This window comes from Pseudomonas sp. RGB, from assembly GCF_007713445.1.
GTDB lineage: Bacteria > Pseudomonadota > Gammaproteobacteria > Pseudomonadales > Pseudomonadaceae > Aquipseudomonas.
This window is the reverse complement of the sequence record NZ_VMSH01000012.1, coordinates 94396-114077: the sequence shown is the minus strand read 5'-3', so window position 1 is coordinate 114077 and position 19682 is coordinate 94396. Positions and strand designations below refer to the sequence as shown.

Annotated in this window: 16 protein-coding genes; 10 read left to right on the top strand and 6 right to left on the bottom strand. The window is 60.7% G+C overall.

The features are described from left to right. Positions 1-15: 15 nt before the first annotated feature. Complete coding sequence (locus tag FPT15_RS22730) at positions 16-483, bottom strand: metallophosphoesterase family protein (protein ID WP_145164834.1); 468 nt, start codon at positions 481-483, stop codon at positions 16-18. Between the two features lie 129 nt (positions 484-612). Here FPT15_RS22730 and FPT15_RS22725 point away from each other — a divergent pair, with 129 nt between their 5' ends. The 5 genes from FPT15_RS22725 (at position 613) to FPT15_RS22700 (ending at position 7396) form a co-directional block, all read left to right on the top strand. Further along, on the top strand, positions 613-1503 hold the full coding sequence (locus FPT15_RS22725) for a bestrophin family protein (protein ID WP_145164832.1): 891 nt from the start codon (positions 613-615) through the stop codon (positions 1501-1503). Positions 1504-1655: 152 nt separating this feature from the next. Next, complete coding sequence (locus FPT15_RS22720) at positions 1656-2414, top strand: LuxR family transcriptional regulator (RefSeq protein ID WP_145164830.1); 759 nt, start codon at positions 1656-1658, stop codon at positions 2412-2414. 80 nt (positions 2415-2494) lie between these two features. Next, positions 2495-3382: a proline iminopeptidase-family hydrolase gene (locus FPT15_RS22715; RefSeq protein WP_145164828.1), complete on the top strand. Its 888-nt coding sequence runs from the start codon at positions 2495-2497 to the stop codon at positions 3380-3382. Between the two features lie 281 nt (positions 3383-3663). Next, complete coding sequence (locus FPT15_RS22705) at positions 3664-6072, top strand: glucose/quinate/shikimate family membrane-bound PQQ-dependent dehydrogenase (protein WP_145164825.1); 2409 nt, start codon at positions 3664-3666, stop codon at positions 6070-6072. A gap of 58 nt (positions 6073-6130) precedes the next feature. Continuing rightward, positions 6131-7396 (top strand): carbohydrate porin, encoded by a 1266-nt coding sequence (locus tag FPT15_RS22700; protein ID WP_145164823.1) that lies wholly within the window; start codon positions 6131-6133, stop codon positions 7394-7396. 45 nt (positions 7397-7441) lie between these two features. On the opposite strand, the gene FPT15_RS22695 is transcribed toward FPT15_RS22700, so the two are convergent. Together FPT15_RS22695 and FPT15_RS22690 are read right to left on the bottom strand one after the other, a co-directional pair. After that, on the bottom strand, positions 7442-8038 hold the full coding sequence (locus FPT15_RS22695) for an imm11 family protein (protein WP_145164821.1): 597 nt from the start codon (positions 8036-8038) through the stop codon (positions 7442-7444). A 31-nt stretch (positions 8039-8069) separates the two neighbouring features. Continuing rightward, on the bottom strand, positions 8070-9248 hold the full coding sequence (locus tag FPT15_RS22690; protein WP_145164819.1) for a XylR family transcriptional regulator: 1179 nt from the start codon (positions 9246-9248) through the stop codon (positions 8070-8072). A gap of 140 nt (positions 9249-9388) precedes the next feature. Between FPT15_RS22690 and xylA the strand changes: the two genes are divergently transcribed. From xylA to FPT15_RS22670, 4 genes are all read left to right on the top strand, one after another. Beyond that, complete coding sequence (xylA, locus tag FPT15_RS22685) at positions 9389-10705, top strand: xylose isomerase (protein ID WP_145164817.1); 1317 nt, start codon at positions 9389-9391, stop codon at positions 10703-10705. Positions 10706-10917: 212 nt separating this feature from the next. Next, positions 10918-11919 carry a D-xylose ABC transporter substrate-binding protein gene (xylF, locus tag FPT15_RS22680; RefSeq protein WP_145164815.1) on the top strand — a complete coding sequence of 334 codons (1002 nt, stop codon included), beginning with the start codon at positions 10918-10920 and terminating at the stop codon, positions 11917-11919. Between the two features lie 5 nt (positions 11920-11924). Next, complete coding sequence (gene xylG / locus FPT15_RS22675) at positions 11925-13469, top strand: D-xylose ABC transporter ATP-binding protein (protein ID WP_145164813.1); 1545 nt, start codon at positions 11925-11927, stop codon at positions 13467-13469. Next, positions 13470-14606, top strand: coding sequence for a sugar ABC transporter permease (locus FPT15_RS22670; RefSeq protein WP_145164811.1), 1137 nt, complete (start codon positions 13470-13472; stop codon positions 14604-14606). Between the two features lie 51 nt (positions 14607-14657). Here FPT15_RS22670 and FPT15_RS22665 read toward each other — a convergent pair whose 3' ends face one another. Together FPT15_RS22665 and FPT15_RS22660 are read right to left on the bottom strand one after the other, a co-directional pair. Further along, positions 14658-15953: a glycoside hydrolase family 68 protein gene (locus FPT15_RS22665; protein ID WP_145164809.1), complete on the bottom strand. Its 1296-nt coding sequence runs from the start codon at positions 15951-15953 to the stop codon at positions 14658-14660. Between the two features lie 250 nt (positions 15954-16203). Beyond that, complete coding sequence (locus FPT15_RS22660; protein WP_145164807.1) at positions 16204-17142, bottom strand: pectate lyase; 939 nt, start codon at positions 17140-17142, stop codon at positions 16204-16206. A gap of 512 nt (positions 17143-17654) precedes the next feature. Between FPT15_RS22660 and FPT15_RS22655 the strand changes: the two genes are divergently transcribed. Continuing rightward, positions 17655-17957, top strand: coding sequence for a DUF6124 family protein (locus FPT15_RS22655; protein WP_145164805.1), 303 nt, complete (start codon positions 17655-17657; stop codon positions 17955-17957). A 216-nt stretch (positions 17958-18173) separates the two neighbouring features. Here the strand turns inward: FPT15_RS22655 and FPT15_RS22650 are convergent, their stop codons facing one another. Then, positions 18174-19670 carry a CoA-acylating methylmalonate-semialdehyde dehydrogenase gene (locus FPT15_RS22650; protein WP_145164803.1) on the bottom strand — a complete coding sequence of 499 codons (1497 nt, stop codon included), beginning with the start codon at positions 19668-19670 and terminating at the stop codon, positions 18174-18176. Between the last annotated feature and the right edge of the window lie 12 nt (positions 19671-19682).

Genomic DNA, 19682 nt, shown 5'->3' with positions numbered 1-19682 from the left:
GATTGAGCCAATCGGCTACTGAACAGCGTCCACCAGCGAAATCAGCCGCGACTCAATCGACGCCTCAACGATCTCAAGCACCGCAAGTGTCACCGGCAGTTTGAACCGACGCCTGCCAGCGCTGCCCGGGTTGACGTACAACGTTGCGCCGCGCCACACGATCAAGGGTTTGTGCGAGTGGCCGGTGATCACCAGCCGTGTGTGCGGGTCGAGTAACGCGGGCACGTCGGCAATGTCATGCACGACCAGGGTTTTCCAGCCGTCAAGATCAATGCTCAGATGGTCAGGCACCTGCTGCGCCCAGGCCGCGTCCTGATCATTGTTGCCGCGCACCACATGCACCGGCGCGATCCGCGCCAGGTGTTCAAGGATGTCCGGCCCGCCGATATCGCCCGCATGGATAATCTGCTCGCAGCCTTGCAGCGCCGCGATCGCCTCAGGCCGCAGCAAGCCGTGGGTATCGGAAATCACGCCAATTTTCATAGAGCCTCCTAAGGGTTATGAACATTGACCGCACTCGCCTTAAACGATTCAGGTCATCAGCGAACCTTCCCCCCAAACCAGCGTCCGAGCTAAGGCATTGTTGCTTACCGCTCGCCGCGAGGACCTCGTTTGAAAGCCGCCATCATCAAAAAATACCGCCTGATCATCAAGACCATGGGCTATGTGGGCTGGGCCCTGTTCTGGCTGTTGTTGTGGGATGTCGCCGTGACGGTGGATTTCATGCTGTTTCTCACCACCAAGATCAATTTGCCGCTGATGCCGTTGACCTTGCTGGGTTCGGCGCTGGTGGTGCTGATCAGTTTTCGCAACAGCAGCGCTTACAACCGTTGGTGGGAAGCCCGCACGCTATGGGGCGCGATGGTCAATAACTCACGCAGTTTTGCCCGACAGGTGCTGACGCTGCTGGACGACCCGGACGGCGAAGTGAACCCGGCCAAAGCCACGTTGCTGCGCCGTCATGTGGCCTATGTGAATTGCCTGGCGGCGCACCTCAGGGGCAAGCCGTGCCCCGACGAGGTGCGTGCGTTCATCCCGGCCGAGGAGTTCGCGCGCAACGGTGCGACCAATAACTTCGCCAATGACATCCTTACCGGCTCGGCGGCATTGCTGGCCAGGGAGTACAAGGCCGGCCACCTAGACAGCATCCGCCTGTCCCGAGTGGAGTCAACCCTGGTGGACTTGTCCAACGCCCAAGGTGGCATGGAGCGCATCGCCAATACGCCGCTGCCCTACCCTTACGTGTATTTTCCACGGCTGTTTATTTCTCTTTTCTGCCTGATCGTGCCGGTCGGGCTGGTGGAGTCCCTGGGCTGGTTCACCCCGCTGGCCTCGACGGTGGTGGGCTTTATGCTGCTGGCGATCGAGCGTATCGGCACCGACCTGCAAAGCCCGTTTCACTCAAGCGAGCACCAGATCCAGATGGAAAGCATCTGCGAAACCATCGAGAAAAACCTGCAGTCGATGCAGCGCGATGCGTTGGGTGGCGAGCGCATCGGCTGAGCGCATCAACAGGCTCACGAAGGCAGGTGGTGCTTGTCAGGCGCATTTCACCTGCCACCGCCGGTTCGGCGCGCGATGCGCCAAAGCCCGCATGACAACCGTTGGTATGGCGTTTGCTGGAGAAACCGCGCATCCCACCGCCCGGAGGCATCATGCACACCGACCTGATGACATTCAGCGAGCAACTCGCCCACCTGACCAGCCTGGATGCGTGCCTGGCGCATGTGCAGGCGGTGACCAACCGGTTGGGGTTCAACACGCTGATCTACGACTTTGCGCCAGTGCCGGTCAGCCATGAAGGCGCGCTGATCACCCCGTCGGTGTTCAAGGCGCTGAATGCACCGCTGGACATGCACGACCTGTGGTGCACAGGCGGCTATTACCAGATCGACCCGGTGCAGCAATGCGCAGCGCGCAGAACCACGCCGTTTGTGTGGTCGTTCGGCAGCGACACCCCGTGGAACGTCGCCCTGACCGACGCCCATCGCCCGGTGGCCCACTATGTCCGCGACTACGGCCTGAGCACCGGCCTGACGGTGCCGCTGCACTTGCCGGATGGCGGCTTTGCCACGCTTACCGCGATCATCGACGGCACCCCGGCGCAGGCCGAGCAGCAGGCTCGGCAAAGTCTTGGTGACATGCTGGGATTGGCACACACCTTCCAGGCCCGGGCCAGCGAACTGCTGGCACCGGCGCAGCGCTGTTGCACGCATGTTCACCTCACCCGGCGCGAACGCGAGTGCCTGCAGCATTCGGCCAAGGGGCTGTCGGCCAAGTGCATTGCGGCGGCCCTCAACCGCTCCGAGGCGACGGTCAACCTGCACCTGGTCGCCGCCGCGCGCAAGTTGGGTGCGCGCAATCGCGTCGAAGCCGTGGCGCGTGGTTTGCATTACCGGCTGGTGGAAGTTTGAGAACCTATCACTTTTACCAGTGCACCTGACGCGCCGTTTTGGCTAGCCTGTACCGCATCGATCCCAATGAGGTACAGAACATGCAGGTTCGCGAAGGTTATGCCGATTTCCGTGGCTATCGGACGTGGTTCCGGGTCACCGGCGACTTGAATTCAGGGCGCCTGCCCTTGATCGTTGCCCACGGCGGCCCGGGCTGCACCCATGATTACGTCGACAGTTTCAAAGACCTGGCCGCCACGGGCCGCGCGGTGGTGCATTACGATCAGGTCGGCAATGGCCGCTCGACCCACTTACCCGGCGCCTCTGTCGACTTCTGGAGCGTGGAACTGTTCCTGGCAGAGCTGGACAACCTGGTCGAGCACCTTGAGATCAGCGACTACGCGCTGCTGGGCCAGTCCTGGGGCGGCATGCTCGGCGCCGAGCACGCGGTGCGCCAGCCTGCCGGCTTGAAAGCATTGATTATTGCCAACTCACCAGCTTCGATGGACTTGTGGTGCGAAGCGGCCAATGAACTGCGCCAAGCGCTGCCGCCCGAGGTGCAGGCCACGTTGCTGCGCCATGAGGCCGCCGGCACCACCGACACCGCTGAATACCTCACCGCAGCGGAAGTGTTTTACGCGCGCCATGTGTGCCGTACCCAACCGATACCGGCCGAAGTTGAGCGCACCAATGCCGCCATCGAAGAAGACCCCACCGTCTACCACGCGATGAATGGTCCCACTGAGTTCCACGTGATCGGCAGCATGCGCAACTGGACGATCATTGATCGCCTGGCGCGTATCCAGGTGCCCTCGCTGCTGATCTCCGGGCGCTTCGACGAAGCCACACCGGCCACGGTGCAGCCGTTTGCCGACGGCATCCGCGACGTGCGCTGGCAGATTTTCGAGCAGTCCAGCCATATGCCGCATGTTGAAGAGCGTGAAGCGTGCATGGCGTGTGTAGCCGAGTTTCTCGCCTCCCTGAAGTGAAGAGTGGCGAGCAGGCTTGCCCTGCGTTGGGCTGCGGAGCAGTCCTGAAAACAAACACCGCGTTCTGGCTGGCGGACCGCGGTGTTTTTATTGGGGCCGCTTCGCAGCCCAACGCAGGGCAAGCCTGCTCACCACACAAAAGCCTGCTTGCCACTTCAAGGCGGTTTGCAACACCATCATCCCAAAGCCTGTAACAGACTATTACCCAGTAGAATGTACTAACCAGTTACTTATCTTGCTAACATTCGACCTTTAGTCACTCACCTTCGAGTCCTGTCGACATGAAACGAGCATCCCGCGCCGCTGGCGCCTCACGATATCTCCTGCTGGGCCTGGGCATCATCATTGCCCTGCTCGGCGTGGCCCTGGCCGTTGGCGGCGCCAAACTGGTCAGCCTGGGCGGTTCCTGGTACTTCCTGATCGGTGGCGTGGCCATGGCCGTTTCCGGCCTGTTGATCGCGCGACGCAACCCGGCTGGCGCGTGGTTGTTCGCCGCCTTTCTGGTGGGCACGGCGGTCTGGGCGGTGGCGGATGTAGGGCTGGTGTACTGGCCGCTGTTCTCGCGGCTGTTCATGTTTGCGGTGATCGGCGTGGTGGTGGCGTTGGTGTATCCGCTGCTGGCCGGCAAGCCGGCTCGCGGCGCGTATGGCATTGCTGCCGTATTGGCAGTGGGCGTGGTCGTCGCTGCAGGCAACATGTTCGTGGCGCACCCAAGCGTGGCGCCCACCGGTAAAGGCCCGGGCATCACGCCGGTGGCTGCCGCCGACGCGCAGAAAGACTGGGCCCACTACGGCAACACCGAAGGCGGCAGCCGTTTTGCCGCGCTGGACCAGATCAACCGCGACACCGTCAACAAGCTCAAAGTGGCGTGGACCTACCACACCGGCGACGTTGCCATCAGCGACGGCAACGGTGCCGAAGACCAACTGACGCCCCTGCAGATCGGCAACAAGGTGTTCATCTGCACACCGCACAACAACCTGATCGCACTGGACGCCGACACCGGCAAAGAGCTGTGGAAGAACGAAGTCAACGCCAAATCGGCGGTGTGGCAGCGTTGCCGTGGCATGGCGTATTTCGACGCCACCGCGCCCATTGCCCAGCCGACCCAACCCAACAGCTCGCCGATCATGGCTGCCAGCGTGGCGGCCGGTGCACAGTGCCAGCGTCGCCTGCTGACCAACACCATTGATGCACGCCTGATCGCGGTGGATGCCGACACCGGCAAATTCTGCGAAGACTTCGGCACCCACGGCCAAGTGGACCTCAAAGCCGGCCTGGGCGATGTGCCGGACAGCTACTACCAATTGTCGTCGGCACCGTTGATGGCCGGCACCACCGTCGTCGTCGGTGGCCGCGTCGCCGACAACGTACAAACCGACATGCCCGGCGGCGTGATCCGTGGTTTCGACGTGATCACCGGCCAAATGCGCTGGGCCTTCGACCCGGGCAACCCCGAAGACAAACAAGCGCCAGCCGCGGGCAGCACCTACGTGCGCAGCACGCCGAACAGCTGGGCGCCGATGTCGTACGACCCGCTGATGAACACGGTTTTCCTGCCGATGGGCAGCTCGTCCACCGACATCTATGGCGTTGAACGTACCCAACTGAATCACAAATACGGCGCCTCGGTGCTGGCGCTGGACGCCTCCACCGGCGCAGAAAAGTGGGTGTACCAGACCGTCCACAACGACCTGTGGGACTTCGACCTGCCGATGCAGCCGAGCCTGATCGACTTCACCCCACCGGGCAGCGACAAGGCAGTACCGGCTGTAGTGATCGGCACCAAGGCCGGGCAGATCTACGTGCTCGACCGCGCCACCGGCAAGCCGCTGACAGACGTCAAGGAAGTGCCGGTCAAGGCCGCGAACATTCCCAACGAGCCGTACTCGTTGACCCAGCCTAAATCGGTGGGCATGCCGCAGATCGGCGCGCAAACCCTGAACGAATCGGACATGTGGGGCGCCACGCCCTACGACCAGTTGTTGTGCCGTATCGACTTCAAGGGCATGCGCTACGAAGGCCTGTACACCGCGCCGGGCACCGATAAATCGCTGAGTTTCCCAGGCTCGCTGGGCGGCATGAACTGGGGCAGCATTTCCACCGACCCGGTGCATGGCTTTATCTTCGTCAACGACATGCGCCTGGGCCTGTGGATCCAGATGATCCCGTCGCAGAACAAGGCCAAGGCCTCGTCCGGTGGCGAAGCGCTGAACACCGGCATGGGCGCCGTACCGCTCAAGGGCACGCCGTATGCGGTGAACAAAAACCGCTTCCTCTCGGTGGCCGGCATCCCGTGCCAGGCGCCGCCGTTCGGTACCCTGACCGCCATCGACATGAAGACCCAGCAGATCGCCTGGCAAGTGCCGGTGGGCACGGTTGAAGACACCGGCCCGCTGGGCATCCGCATGCACCTGCCGATCAAGATTGGCCTGCCGACCCTCGGCGGCACGCTGTCCACCCAGGGCGGCCTGATCTTTATCGCCGGCACCCAGGACTTCTACCTGCGCGCCTTCAACAGCGGCAACGGTGATGAAGTCTGGAAAGCCCGCCTGCCGGTGGGCAGCCAAGGCGGCCCGATGACCTATGTGTCGCCGAAAACCGGCAAGCAATACATCGTCATCACCGCCGGCGGCGCGCGGCAGTCCACTGACCGTGGCGACTACGTGATCGCCTACGCCCTGCCATAACCCCGTGTTCGCGCGGTGTCGCCCTCCGGCACCGCGCTTTTTGTCTGGAAAACCACGCATGACCCCCACTTCTCATCTGCCCCTTGGCCGCCTGGTGCTGGGCCTGGCCTTTGCTGCCGCCCTGCCCGTTCAAGCCGACGACACCACCCTGACCGGCGACTGGGGCGGCCTGCGCCGTGAACTCGACGAGCAAGGCATCCGCTTCACCGGCGACTACAGTGGCGAAACCGCCTACAACGCCGACGGCGGCCAACACCGTTCGGCGCGCTACTCGCAAAACATCAAGCTTGGCGTGCAGTTCGACCTGGGCATGCTCTACGGTTTCAACAACGGCGACCGCATCCAGCTGACCATCAACGACCGGCGCGGCAACAGCGCCTCCGAAGACCTGGTGGGCAACCGCCTGCCGATCCAGGAAAACTACGGCGGCCTCTACACGCGCCTCACCGAGTTGAGCTACGAACGCACGCTGTTCACCCCCGCGCTGAACGTCAAGCTGGGCTACATGGCCATGGGCAATGACCTCGGCGGCCTCGACAGCGGCATCCTGTGCAACTTCATGAACGCCGGTTTCTGTGGGCACCCGCTGAACATGTCCGGCGGCAGCGGCTGGACCAACTACCCGAATGCGCGCCTCGGCGCGCGGGTGAAATACGATTTCTCGCCATCCTGGCAACTGCGCGTGGCAGCGTTCAATGTCGACCCGGACAGTAACGGCAATTCCAGCCGCGCCTGGCGCCTGGACCCTAAACGCACCACCGGCACGGTGGTACCGATCGAGCTGGTCTACAAACACGCGGGCACGCTGCCGGGTGAATACAAGCTGGGTTACTACTACGACAGCTCCGACGTCAAACGCATCGGTAGCAACAAAGAAGTCAGCGGGCGCGGCGGTCACTACCTGCTGATCGACCAGGCCGTGTGGGCGTCCAGCACATCAGCCGGTCGCGTGCTGCATGCCTTCGGCCAGTACTCGGCCGCCAGCGAGGCCGCCTCGCCGTTCAGCAAGTGGTATGGCGCGGGCGTGGTGCTGTACAAACCGTTCGAAGGCCGCCCGCGCGACACCGTCGCCCTGGGTTATGGCCGTGCGGTGCCGAACCCGCGCAGTCGGGATGTGCAGGAATTGGCGGCGTTCAACGCGGGCACCGACTACCCCAACCTGAACAATGCCGAGCAACTGATCGAACTCAGTTACGGCTACCAGGCCACGCCGTGGCTGACGTTGCGCCCGGATGTGCAATACATCATCGAGCCGGGGGCGTTTTCCGGTGAGAACATCGATAACGCGCTGGTAGTGGGTTTACAGGTGAAGGCCACTTTCTGACCGGATAAAGGCCGAGGCGCGAGCGCCAGCTGCGTCTCGCGCCTGTCAGGTCACAGTGGTTGTGTCACCATTTACCGAATCAAACACCATCCCGACTACCCCTGCGCTCTCGAAGCGACGCTTTACCTCTTCGCTGACGATGATTGCACCCAGATAGTGCTTAAGCCTGAAAATATCTCGGCCACCCACGTTTACCGGATCGATAACGAGCCTGGTAAAGCCGCGATAATCCCCCGCCCGGTCCGGCCGTACCGGATCATCCACGGCATACCGCTGATATTCCGAGCGTTGTTGATCAACGCACTCAACCTGCGTCTCGATGATCATCACGAAATAGTCCTGTTCAACGTGCGTGTTCGCGATGTGCACCGGCTCAAGTACGAGATGGTGATAAGGCTTATCCACCTCCGGCAAGCCCACTAATGCATCACGTGCTCTTCTGCTCAATACCGGGACACTGCCATAACCCGCCAGCGCGTAATCAACCTCAACCCCTTCGAACCTGACGTCGAGGGTGTACGTGCCAGGCTCCATGTAATTGGGCGGCGGATTACTGAAGTGCCAGTTATTAACGTGCCGTATGTCTCCAAGCACCCATTTCTCCGGCACGGAGTGATCCGGCCTGAGTAAGTAATACCGCATGTCCTTATCCCTTTCCCCGCGTCTGCCGACATTATGAAGCCGCTGTGTGCTGATACTCACGCGGCGTACACCCAAACTCCCGCCGAAACACGGTGTGCAGGTACTGCGCCGATTTGAAGCCGCAGCGCGCCGCGATGTCGGCAATCGCCAGGGTTTGGTTTTCCAGGCCCTTGGCGGCGGCTGCGAGTTTGAAGCGCAGGATCTCATCGTGCACGCTGCAGCCGCGCGCCTTGCGAAAGTGTGATTCGAGGGAGGAGCGCGAAACGCCAACATAGGCCGCCACTTGGGCGGTCTTGATGCCCTGGCAAGCGTACTGGCGGATAAACAACAGCGCCTGCATCACGTACGGGTTACCCAACGGTTGATGCAAGCTGGACGCCTGCACATTGATCGCATCCGGCGGCACCAGAATCTGTGTGCCCGCGCAGGGTTTGCCGTGCAGCATCTGGTGCAGCAGCGCCGCAGCCGTGCGGCCCATGGTCTCGGTGCCCTGGATGACTGAACTCAACGGCACGCGCGTCAGCGTGCGAGTCAGCGGGTCATTGTCGATGCCGATCAATGCGACTTCTTCGGGCACGGCAATGCCGGCAGTGAGGCAGGCTTGCAGCAACTGCCGTGCGCGGGCGTCGGTGACGGCAATGATGCCGATGGGCTTGGGCAAACTGTGCAGCCAGGCAATCTGCTGTTCCACGGCGCTGTCCCACAACGGTGCGCTGGTGCCTAGACCGCGGTAGACCTCCACGTGCAGGCCATCGCGTTGCAACAGACGGCGGAAGGCTTTCTCACGCTCCTGGGCCCAGCGATTGGCCTGGGCTTCCGGCAGGCTGAAACAGGCAAAACGGCGCAGGCCTGCTTCGATCAAATGCTCATACGCCAGCTTCATCAACGCACGGTTGTCGGTGGCGACATAGGGAATGCCCTTCGGGTAGGCACGCGCATCCTGATAGGAGCCGCCCACCGCCACCACCGGCAGCTTGATGTCGGCCAGCGCCTCGCCGATCAGCGGGTCGTCAAAGTCGGCGATGATGCCGTCGCCCTGCCAGCGTTCGATGCCCTTGAGGCGACACAGAAAGTCCTCTTCAAGAAACAGGTCCCAGGACACGCGCGTGCTGCTCAGGTAATTGCCGATGCCGGTGATGATGCCCCGGTCGTAGATCTTGCTGCCATTGAACAGCAAGGCGATGCGGTGAACAGGCGGTAGGGTTTTCATTGTTTTTATCCTTGAAGCCGGTCGCCACAGCCTAGACCTCTCTAGTCAAAATCGCACCATGGCTTGGTGATTTTCATAATCGGCAGTCCCGATGCCGTTGCTAGTATCGAGTCACCGCCAAGAACAATAAGGAAATCGCCATGCCGTACTTCCCCGGTGTCGAGAAGGTTCGCTTCGAAGGCCCCAGCAGCGACTCTGCCCTCGCCTTTCGCCACTATGACGCCAACAAAATCATCCTCGGCAAACCCATGCGCGAGCACCTGCGCATGGCAGCCTGTTATTGGCACACCTTCGTGTGGCCAGGGGCGGATATGTTTGGTGTAGGCACCTTCAAACGCCCCTGGCAGCGCACCGGCGACCCGATGGAACTGGCCATCGGCAAGGCGGAAGCGGCGTTCGAGTTTTTCTCCAAACTGGGCATCGACTACTACAGCTTTCACGACACCGACGTCGCACCCGAAGGCACCTCGATCAAGGCGTACCGCAACCATTTTGCGCAAATGGTCGACCACCTGGAGCGCCACCAGGAACAGACCGGCATCAAATTGCTGTGGGGCACCGCCAACTGCTTCAGCAACCCGCGCTTTGCCGCCGGCGCTGCCAGCAACCCGGACCCGGAGGTGTTCGCCTACGCCGCCGCGCAGGTATTCAGCGCGATGAACGCCACGCTGCGGCTCAAGGGTGCCAACTATGTGCTGTGGGGCGGCCGCGAGGGCTACGAAACCCTGCTCAATACTGACCTCAAACGCGAGCGCGAACAGCTCGGACGCTTTATGCGCATGGTGGTGGAGCACAAGCACAAGATCGGCTTTACAGGCGACCTGTTGATTGAGCCCAAGCCCCAGGAGCCGACCAAACACCAATACGATTACGACAGCGCCACGGTGTTCGGTTTCCTGCATGAGTACGGCCTGGAACACGAGATCAAAGTGAATATCGAGGCCAACCACGCGACCCTCGCCGGTCACAGTTTTCATCATGAGATCGCCACCGCCGTGTCCCTCGGGATCTTCGGCAGCATCGACGCCAACCGCGGCGACCCGCAGAACGGCTGGGACACCGACCAGTTCCCCAATAGCGTCGAGGAGATGACCCTGGCCACCTACGAAATCCTCAAGGCCGGTGGGTTCAAGAACGGCGGCTACAACTTCGATTCCAAAGTCCGCCGCCAGAGCCTGGACGATGTCGACCTGTTCCATGGCCACGTCGCTGCCATGGATGTGCTGGCCCTGGCGCTGGAGCGCGCAGCGGCAATGGTGCAGAACGACCGGCTGCAGCAGTTCAAGGACCAGCGTTATGCCGGCTGGAACCAGCCATTGGGCCGGGCGGTATTGGCCGGTGAGTTCAGCCTGGAGTCGCTGGCCGAGCATGCCTTTGCACACGAGCTGAACCCGCAGGCCGTGAGTGGCCGGCAGGAGATGCTTGAAGGCGTGGTCAACCGGTTTATCTATACCTGACAGGGTGTCTGCCTGTGGCGAGCGGGCTTGCCCCGCGTTGGGGCGCGAAGCGGCCCTGAAACCTGACACCGCGGTATTTCAGGTAGAGCGGGTCGCCAGGAATGGGGCTGCTGCGCCGCCCAACGCGGGGCAAGCCCGCTCGCCACAACTACACTGTTCGCCTACAGTCGTCACACCGTGTCTTTCCAACAACAATAAAAGGACGCACCACCATGAAGTCATTTAAACGCACCTTGCTCGCCACTGCTCTGGCCCTGCTCGCCCTGCCGGTGATGGCCGATTCCGCCCATCCAAAAATCGGTTTCTCCATTGACGATTTGCGCCTGGAACGCTGGTCCCGTGACCGTGATTACTTCGTCGCCGCGGCCGAAAAACTCGACGCCAAGGTCTTCGTACAGTCGGCGGATGCCAATGAACAGAAGCAAATCTCGCAGATCGAAAACCTCATCTCCCGAGGCGTCGATGTGATCGTTATCGTGCCGTTCAACGCCACCGTGCTGACCAACGCCGTCGCCGAAGCCAAGAAGGCCGGTATCAAGGTGGTGTCCTATGACCGCCTGATCCTCAACGCCGATATCGACGCCTACATCTCCTTCGATAATGAAAAAGTCGGCGAGATGCAAGCCAATGGTGTTCTGCAAGCGGCGCCCAAAGGCAACTACTTCCTGCTCGGCGGCGCGCCCACCGACAACAACGCCAAGGTGCTGCGCGAAGGCCAGATGAAAGTGCTGCAACCGGCCATCGACAAGGGCGACATCAAGATTGTCGGCCAGCAGTGGGTCAAGGAATGGAACCCCACCGAAGCCTTGAGCATCGTCGAAAACGCCCTGACCCGAAACGACAACAAGATCGACGCCATCGTCGCCTCCAACGACGCCACCGCCGGCGGTGCGATCCAGGCCCTGGCCGCGCAGAAACTCGCGGGCAAAGTGCCGATCTCCGGGCAGGACGCCGACCTCGCTGCCGTCAAGCGCGTGATCGACGGCACCCAGACCATGACCGTGTATAAGCCGCTCAAACTGATCGCCTCGGAAGCGGCGAAGCTCTCGGTGCAACTGGCGCGCAATGAGAAACCCACCTACAGCTCGCAATACGACAACGGCAGCAAGAAGGTCGACACCATCCTGCTCACGCCTACGCCGTTGACCAAGGCCAATATCGATCTGCTGGAGAAAGACGGGTTCTATACCCAAGAGCAGATTGCCGGGCAGTGACCGCCATGGCCGACTACTTGCTGCAAATGAACGGCATCGTCAAAACCTTTGGCGGTGTCAAGGCGCTGAACGGCATCGATATCAAGGTACGGCCGGGGGAATGTGTTGGCCTGTGCGGTGAAAACGGTGCGGGCAAATCCACCTTGATGAAGGTGCTGTCGGCGGTTTACCCGTATGGCACCTGGGACGGTGAAATCCTCTGGGATGGGCAGCCACTCAAGGCCCAGTCGATCAGCGAAACCGAGGCCGCGGGCATCGTCATCATCCACCAGGAGCTGACGCTGGTGCCGGACCTGTCGGTGGCCGAAAACATCTTTATGGGCCATGAACTGACCCTGCCCGGCGGGCGCATGAACTACCCGGCGATGATTCATCGTGCGCAGGCACTGATGCGTGAACTCAAGGTGCCGGACATGAACGTGGCGCTGCCGGTTTCACAGTACGGCGGCGGCTACCAGCAACTGGTGGAAATCGCCAAGGCCTTGAACAAACAGGCGCGCCTGTTGATCCTCGACGAGCCCTCTTCGGCCCTGACCCGCTCGGAAATCGACGTACTGCTGGACATCATCCGTGACCTGAAAGCCAAGGGTGTGGCCTGCGTGTATATCTCGCACAAGCTCGATGAAGTGGCAGCGGTGTGCGACACCATCGCGGTGATCCGCGATGGCAAACACATCGCTACCACCGCCATGGCCGACATGGATATCCCGCAGATCATCACCCAGATGGTAGGCCGCGAGATGAGCAACCTCTACCCCACCGAGCCGCACGAGGTCGGCGAGGTGATTTTCGAAGCGCGTAACGTGACCTGCTATGACGTGGACAACCCCAAGCGCAAACGCGTCGACGATATTTCCTTTGTGCTCAGGCGCGGGGAAATCCTCGGCATTGCCGGGCTGGTGGGGGCTGGGCGCACGGAGCTGGTGTCGGCGCTGTTCGGCGCGTACCCCGGCCGCTACCGCTGCGAAGTGTGGCTCGATGGCCAGGTGATCGACACGCGCACACCGCTCAAATCGATCCGCGCCGGGCTGTGCATGGTGCCCGAAGACCGCAAGCGCCAAGGCATCATTCCCGACCTGGGTGTGGGCCAGAACATCACCCTGGCGGTGCTCGATACCTATGCGCACCTGACCCGCATCGACGCCGAGGCCGAACTGGGCAGCATCGACCAGCAAATCGCGCGTATGCACCTCAAGACCGCCAGCCCGTTTTTGCCGATCACCAGCCTGTCCGGGGGCAATCAGCAAAAGGCCGTGCTGGCAAAAATGCTGATGACCAAGCCCAAGGTGCTGATCCTCGACGAGCCTACGCGTGGGGTGGACGTGGGCGCCAAGTATGAGATCTACACACTGATGTGTGCGCTGGCGGCCGAAGGCGTGGCGATCATCATGGTCTCCTCGGAGCTGGCCGAGGTGCTGGGGGTTTCCAACCGCGTGCTGGTGATCGGCGACGGCCAGTTGCGCGGTGATTTCATCAACCAGGGCCTCACCCAGGAACAGGTGCTCGCCGCCGCGCTCAGCCATAACAATAATGATCGGAAGACCGCGTAGATGAACCACGTCAAACAGCTGTTTACCCGCTACAAAATGCTCGCCCTGGTGATTGCCGTAGCGTTTATCTGGCTGTTTTTCAGCTGGCAGACCGAGGGCGGTTTCGTGACGCCACGCAACCTCTCCAACTTGCTGCGGCAGATGTCGATAACTGGCATCCTGGCGTGCGGCATGGTGCTGGTGATCATCAGCGGCGAGATCGATTTGTCGGTGGGTTCACTGCTCGGATTGCTGGGCGGGCTCGCGGCGATTCTGGATGTGGTCTATCACATCCCGCTGCTGGCCAACCTCAGCCTGGTGGCACTTTGCGGCCTGATGCTCGGGCTGGCCAACGGTTACATGACCGCCTACCTGCGCATCCCGTCGTTTATCGTCGGCCTGGGCGGCATGCTCGCGTTTCGCGGGATTCTGCTGGGGATTACCGGCGGTACCACCATCGCGCCAGTGTCACCGTCGCTGGTGTATGTGGGCCAAGGGTATTTGCCGCACAGCGTGGGTATCGGCCTCGGGGTTTTGCTGTTCGCTCTGACTCTGTTCCTCACCTGGAAACAACGGCGGAACCGCGCCCTGCACAGCCTGGCTGCGCACTCCCTGATGCGTGATGGGCTGCGCGTGGCGGTGATCGGCGCCGTACTCGCCGGGTTCGTCACCACCCTCAACAGCTACGACGGCATTCCGGTGCCGGTGCTGTTGTTGCTGGTGCTGCTCGGCGTATTCAGCTACGTCACCAGCCAGACCGTGTTCGGCCGCCGCGTGTATGCGGTGGGCAGCAACATGGAAGCCACGCGCCTGTCGGGCATCAACGTGCAGGCGGTGAAACTGTGGATCTTCGGCATCATGGGCGTGATGTGCGCCCTCGCCGGCCTGGTCAACACCGCGCGCCTCGCGGCGGGCTCACCGTCGGCGGGCAACATGGGCGAACTGGATGCCATCGCCGCGTGCTTTATCGGCGGCACCTCGATGCGCGGTGGCTCGGGCACGGTGTATGGCGCGCTGCTCGGCGCGCTGGTGATTACCAGCCTGGATAACGGCATGTCGATGCTGGATGTGGACAGTTACTGGCAGATGATCGTAAAGGGCAGCATTCTGGTGCTGGCGGTGTGGGTGGATGTGAGTACGCGGGCCGGGCGGCGCTGAATCACAGCCATAAAAAAAGCCACTCGAATGAGTGGCTTCTTTTTGGCCGGTCTAGCTCAGCACAACATCACGCATTGCCGGGATGTAACCGTAATCGTAAGCCTCCTGCACAAACGAACGGTCCCCCTTCAATACAATCCTCACGGTGGGCGCCTCGGTGCCGCCGATACGGTAGTCATCGCCGGAGGTGGGCACGCTGTCGATAAACGACGTCACCAGGCCATTGGGCATCACGCAATGCGAATAGGTTTGGAAAGGTTGCGACGGTGGGTTGCCAAGTACCAGCCCCGAGCCATTCATCGGCGTGTAGGGACCAAACAGATGATCGCCAACAAACCCGTAGACGCCATCCGGCCCCGTCACACCGTCCGCGTAGGTGAACTTGTGGCTGATGGTGAACAGGTAGTACTTGTTGTCCTGGAACACATAATGCGGGCGTTCGGTTTGATCGTTCACGCCCACCGCCGTCACCAGTGGCGGCGGGCGTTCGGTTTGATCGTTCACGCCCACCGCCGTCACCAGTGGCGGCAGGATTTCCCATTCGTCACCATTGAGGTCCTTGGCCACGGCAATGCCAATGCAACCGACCTGATACCGCGCACCGCCGACGCCTTCATGGCCAGGCGGCACCAGGCCGAGTTCATCCGGGCCTACGTCGTGAGTACCGCGCTCGCCCGCGACATTGCCTTCAAACACCATGTACAACTTGCCGTCGTTGGGGTCGATAAACGGGCTGGGGTCGCGAAAGTTCCACGTCGCATTCTGCGCTTCGGTCTGGTAATACATGCCATCCGCCTCGAACAGCGACTTGACGTCAGTGAAGCCCTCAAGCGTAACGCCGCTGTCCGACGTGACGACCCGGCCCCTGACCTTGGCAATCGTGGCCCCCGGCGTTACGCAGGTGTAATACAGGTCGATATCGCCGTGGTTGTTGAGCAGGATCGGCGTACCTGCCCATTCACGGGTGGTCGGCGAAACCCCTTCGGCCATCACGCGGCCACCGAAGATCCAGTCCTTGCCGGTGCGCGAATACCAGTAGCACATGCGCGCATGGCCGTGGCGGTCTTCCCAATCACGCTTGATATCGTAACGGCCATCGGCATTGATAAATTGTGGATCATGCGGGCGACGGTCTGCGGTCAACGTGAAGATAACCGACCAACCATTAACCGATACCACCGTGCCATCCAGTTCACGCAATGGCATGGTGTCCCAAATAAACACGGTGTCACTCATGACAGGGAAGTCAGGACTCACTAACGGCTGTGTAGTCGTCGGGTCATTTTCATTAACTTTTAGCGCATCGGCCCGAGTCCAGCGAGTGGGTGTGTGATTCGCAGGTTTCATGATGATGTCCTTTTACTGACGCTTTAGTGACAAGCGAAGATTAAATAACACTGACAGCCGGCAACTGCATTGCGACTGAAAAGAGCGAGCCGTAGTTGGCTCTATATGTGCGAAACAAGGTTTAACATGAAGCCTATTGATGACAACATTAAGAATTATTTAAGTCACAAGTGCCACCACTGTATTTATATCCTTGATATAAATACAGTGGCACGCTTCATAAATGATCGATCAATAGACAGTGAGCTGCTCAACTACCAAACACCAGCGCTACTGCCTGAGCCCCAGCGTTCTTTTGCGTGAAATCCTTGGCCTGTGCTGCGGTTTTCAAGGTGTAGTTATAGTTGGAACGCGCTGTCCACTGGGCGTTAGGCGACTTCTGGTTGGTGATGCTGGGCACACTGTTGGTGTCGGTGAACGTACCAGTGCCTTTATCGTCCAACATGCCGTTATTCTGGCTGCCCTCGCCGAAGTAATTACTTTCAGAAAGGATATTGGCGTTCTGCGCCAGGGTAAAACCCAGGTGAAAGTTATTCACGTAGTTGTTATACACGTGAAAATAACCGTAACGCATCAAACCCGGCGCGCGCACTTCCATGTTGTCGAAGCGGTTATGGCACAGCGTAAGACGCGGGTAACCATTGAAAGCTGCGTTGTTGTCATCGGCTGGGTGGCCGAAGATCAAGCCGTATTTGTGGTTGCCAAAAAAGCAGTTGCTGATGGTGGCGTAGTCGGCCTTTTCGCCGATATACACCAGTTTATCTTCACTGCCGTCCGTGGTGGACCAGGTGTGGCCGACAAAAGAGCAATGGTCGATCCAGTATTTACTGCCGTAGTTCAGGTACACCTGGATATCGTCATTGGCCTTAATACTTGCCGAATGCTTGAAGATAATGTTCTGCAGAATAATATTCTGCGACTGCGCCGTGGCACGCAGGTGGATGTTCTCCAGCGTACGGTTCTGGAAGGAGCCGATCAGGGTCTTGTTGGCGCCCATGTTCACTTTGGTCAGGCTCGACGCCGAGATATTGCTGTTGATCACCAGCACCCGCGGGGTGGTGTCGCCAATATTGGCCTTGAGTTGGTCCAGCGTGGTGATACTGACCACCTGGCCCGCCCAGCCACCAGTGACTTTTGCCGCAAGGGCGAAACCGGTCAAGCCGATGAGCTTGCTTTCTGGATACGACATGAGTTCCCTCTCTTTCATAAAAAGCGGCTCGACAGTGCGAACCTGTGCATTCAAGTTAATCCGTTAACTTGCACACAGTGTTCGGCGTGGCTGGTAATGCCGGTTTTGGCTGATCAGCGCTTAAACACTGTGTTTATATACAGTAGTGGACATTCAGTACGCGGTCAACCCACGAGCACCACCAATGAGTAGGAAATGGCTTTTTTTCTGGTTTTTAAAAGGCCAGCAAGGCGCGTCGCTTTTAATCGCAGGACGTTTCCTAGACAATCCCCGCCGCCTTGTGCCTGTTGGAATCGGTGGCTAGTCTGCGGTCCGTCGCTGCATTTCAGCGACCGGGTTTAGCAGCCTGACTTCAATAGGCACACGGTTCACTTCTGCTTTTATGGTGGCTGTGCGTGGGGCACCTTCGGGTGCGCTGGTTTTCCTATTGACCGGTCTGCTAACCCGCGTACAGCTGCCACCCTCGTTTAGCAGCGTTGGCGGTAGCTTCCTTGTTCAATAGGAGTTACACCATGAATAAAGTCGTCCCCGACCCACCCCTCAGTTCAGCCAAGGCCCGCGCCGCATTCAACCGCGCCATCGACCATTACCTGCCTGCCCAGGGTGTTCCCATCGAAGACTTGAGCTTCGAAGACGCCCTGCTCTACACCGCGAGCCTGCTCGACAGCGCGTCGGCCACCACCCTCAATTGCAGCGAGCTGCTGCCAAACCCCGAGCGGGCGAAGATTCTGGCGGTGTGGCATTTGCTGGAGATGGCCAGGACGACGGTGGATCGCTCCATTGAGTGCCTGAACCCGACAAAAACCACGGCCTGAATAAACGCGGTCAAAAAAATGTGGGAGCTGGCTTGCCAGCTCCCACAGAAACGCAGAGCACCACGGGGCTGGCAGTTGAACTCGGTCAAATTGTGGGAGCGGGCTTGCTCGCGAATGCGTTGGGTCAGTGACACATGAGCTGGCTGGCACACCGCCTTCGCGAGCAAGCCCGCTCCCACAGTAGATTTCCCTCAGTTGATCTGCGGTGTTATCGAACTATTTGGACACCGGCATCGCAAACTCCGCGCCCTGCTCGATGCTCTCCGACCAGCGCTGCATGATCGATTTCTGCTTGGTATAAAAGCGCACGCCTTCAGTGCCGTAGGCATGCATGTCGCCAAACAAGCTCTTCTTCCAGCCACCAAAGCCGTGCCAGGCCATCGGCACCGGAATCGGCACGTTGATGCCGACCATGCCCACTTCGATACGCCGTGCAAACTCGCGGGCAATGTTGCCGTCGCGGGTAAAGCAGCTGACGCCGTTGCCGAACTCGTGGTCGTTGACCAGCTTGATCGCCTCGCCGAAGTCATTCACGCGCACGCAGGCCAGCACCGGGCCGAAGATTTCTTCGCGGTAGATGCTCATGTCTTTCGTCACGTGGTCGAACAAGGTGGCGCCGAGCCAGAAGCCGTTTTCCAGGCCGGGTTCGGTGGGCACGTAGTCACGGCCATCGAGCAGCAGTTGCGCGCCGGCCTGCACGCCTTGTTCGATGTAGCCGCTGATGCGTTCCAGTGCGGCACGCGACACGATAGGGCCCATCTCGGCTTTCAAATCGCGGCCGTCGGTGATGCGCAATGTCTTCGCGCGCTCGGTCAAGGCAGCGATGACTTTATCGCCCACATCACCCACCAGCACCGCCACCGATATCGCCATGCAGCGCTCGCCGGCACTGCCGTAGGCGGCGCCCATCAATGCGTCGACGGTTTTTTCGATGTCCGCATCGGGCATCACCACCATGTGGTTTTTCGCGCCGCCCAGGCCTTGCACGCGCTTGCCGTTGCGCGCGCCGGTCTCGTAGATGTATTGCGCAATCGGCGTGGAGCCGACAAAGCTCACGGCCTTGACGTCCGGGTGTTCGAGCAGGGCATCCACCGCTTCCTTGTCGCCCTGCACCACGTTGAACACGCCGTTGGGCAGGCCGGCTTCGCGCAGCAACTCAGCCATGAACAGCGACGCGCTCGGGTCGGTCGGGCTGGGCTTGAGGATGAAGGTGTTGCCCGCCGCGATGGCGATCGGGTACATCCACATCGGCACCATCACCGGGAAGTTGAACGGCGTCACGCCGGCCACCACGCCCAAAGGCTGGCGCATCGTCCAGTTGTCCATGCCACGCGACACCTGGTCGGAATGTTCGCCCTTGAGCAGGTTGGGAATGCCGCACGCGAACTCGAGGATGTCGATGCCCCGGTCGACTTCGCCCTGGGCGTCGGTGAACACCTTGCCGTGTTCGGCGACGATGATGCGCGCCAGGTCGTCTTTGCGTTCACGCAGCAGGTGCAGGTATTGGAACAGTACGCGGGCACGGCGGATCGGCGGGGTGTCGGCCCAACCGGCGAAGGCGGCCTGGGCGGCGGCGACGGCCTCGCCCACGGTCTGGCGGCTGGCCAAGGCCACGCGAGCGGTCACCTCACCGGTGGCCGGGTTGTAAACGTCCTGATAGCGATCATCGCGGGAAACGCGCTGGTCGTTGATGTAATGCTCGATGGTGCGCATGGCAGTTGATCC

What these genes read in the sequence shown, in the direction of transcription:
- FPT15_RS22705 (WP_145164825.1), top strand. Translation starts at nt 3,664, where the DNA reads ATGAAACGAGCATCCCGCGCCGCTGGCGCCTCACGATATCTCCTGCTG.
- FPT15_RS22715 (WP_145164828.1), top strand. Translation starts at nt 2,495, where the DNA reads ATGCAGGTTCGCGAAGGTTATGCCGATTTCCGTGGCTATCGGACGTGG.
- FPT15_RS22730 (WP_145164834.1), bottom strand. Translation starts at nt 483, where the DNA reads ATGAAAATTGGCGTGATTTCCGATACCCACGGCTTGCTGCGGCCTGAG.
- FPT15_RS22695 (WP_145164821.1), bottom strand. Translation starts at nt 8,038, where the DNA reads ATGCGGTATTACTTACTCAGGCCGGATCACTCCGTGCCGGAGAAATGG.
- xylF (WP_145164815.1), top strand. Translation starts at nt 10,918, where the DNA reads ATGAAGTCATTTAAACGCACCTTGCTCGCCACTGCTCTGGCCCTGCTC.
- FPT15_RS22690 (WP_145164819.1), bottom strand. Translation starts at nt 9,248, where the DNA reads ATGAAAACCCTACCGCCTGTTCACCGCATCGCCTTGCTGTTCAATGGC.
- FPT15_RS22665 (WP_145164809.1), bottom strand. Translation starts at nt 15,953, where the DNA reads ATGAAACCTGCGAATCACACACCCACTCGCTGGACTCGGGCCGATGCG.
- FPT15_RS22660 (WP_145164807.1), bottom strand. Translation starts at nt 17,142, where the DNA reads ATGTCGTATCCAGAAAGCAAGCTCATCGGCTTGACCGGTTTCGCCCTT.
- FPT15_RS22670 (WP_145164811.1), top strand. Translation starts at nt 13,470, where the DNA reads ATGAACCACGTCAAACAGCTGTTTACCCGCTACAAAATGCTCGCCCTG.
- xylG (WP_145164813.1), top strand. Translation starts at nt 11,925, where the DNA reads ATGGCCGACTACTTGCTGCAAATGAACGGCATCGTCAAAACCTTTGGC.
- FPT15_RS22655 (WP_145164805.1), top strand. Translation starts at nt 17,655, where the DNA reads ATGAATAAAGTCGTCCCCGACCCACCCCTCAGTTCAGCCAAGGCCCGC.
- FPT15_RS22720 (WP_145164830.1), top strand. Translation starts at nt 1,656, where the DNA reads ATGCACACCGACCTGATGACATTCAGCGAGCAACTCGCCCACCTGACC.
- FPT15_RS22700 (WP_145164823.1), top strand. Translation starts at nt 6,131, where the DNA reads ATGACCCCCACTTCTCATCTGCCCCTTGGCCGCCTGGTGCTGGGCCTG.
- FPT15_RS22650 (WP_145164803.1), bottom strand. Translation starts at nt 19,670, where the DNA reads ATGCGCACCATCGAGCATTACATCAACGACCAGCGCGTTTCCCGCGAT.
- xylA (WP_145164817.1), top strand. Translation starts at nt 9,389, where the DNA reads ATGCCGTACTTCCCCGGTGTCGAGAAGGTTCGCTTCGAAGGCCCCAGC.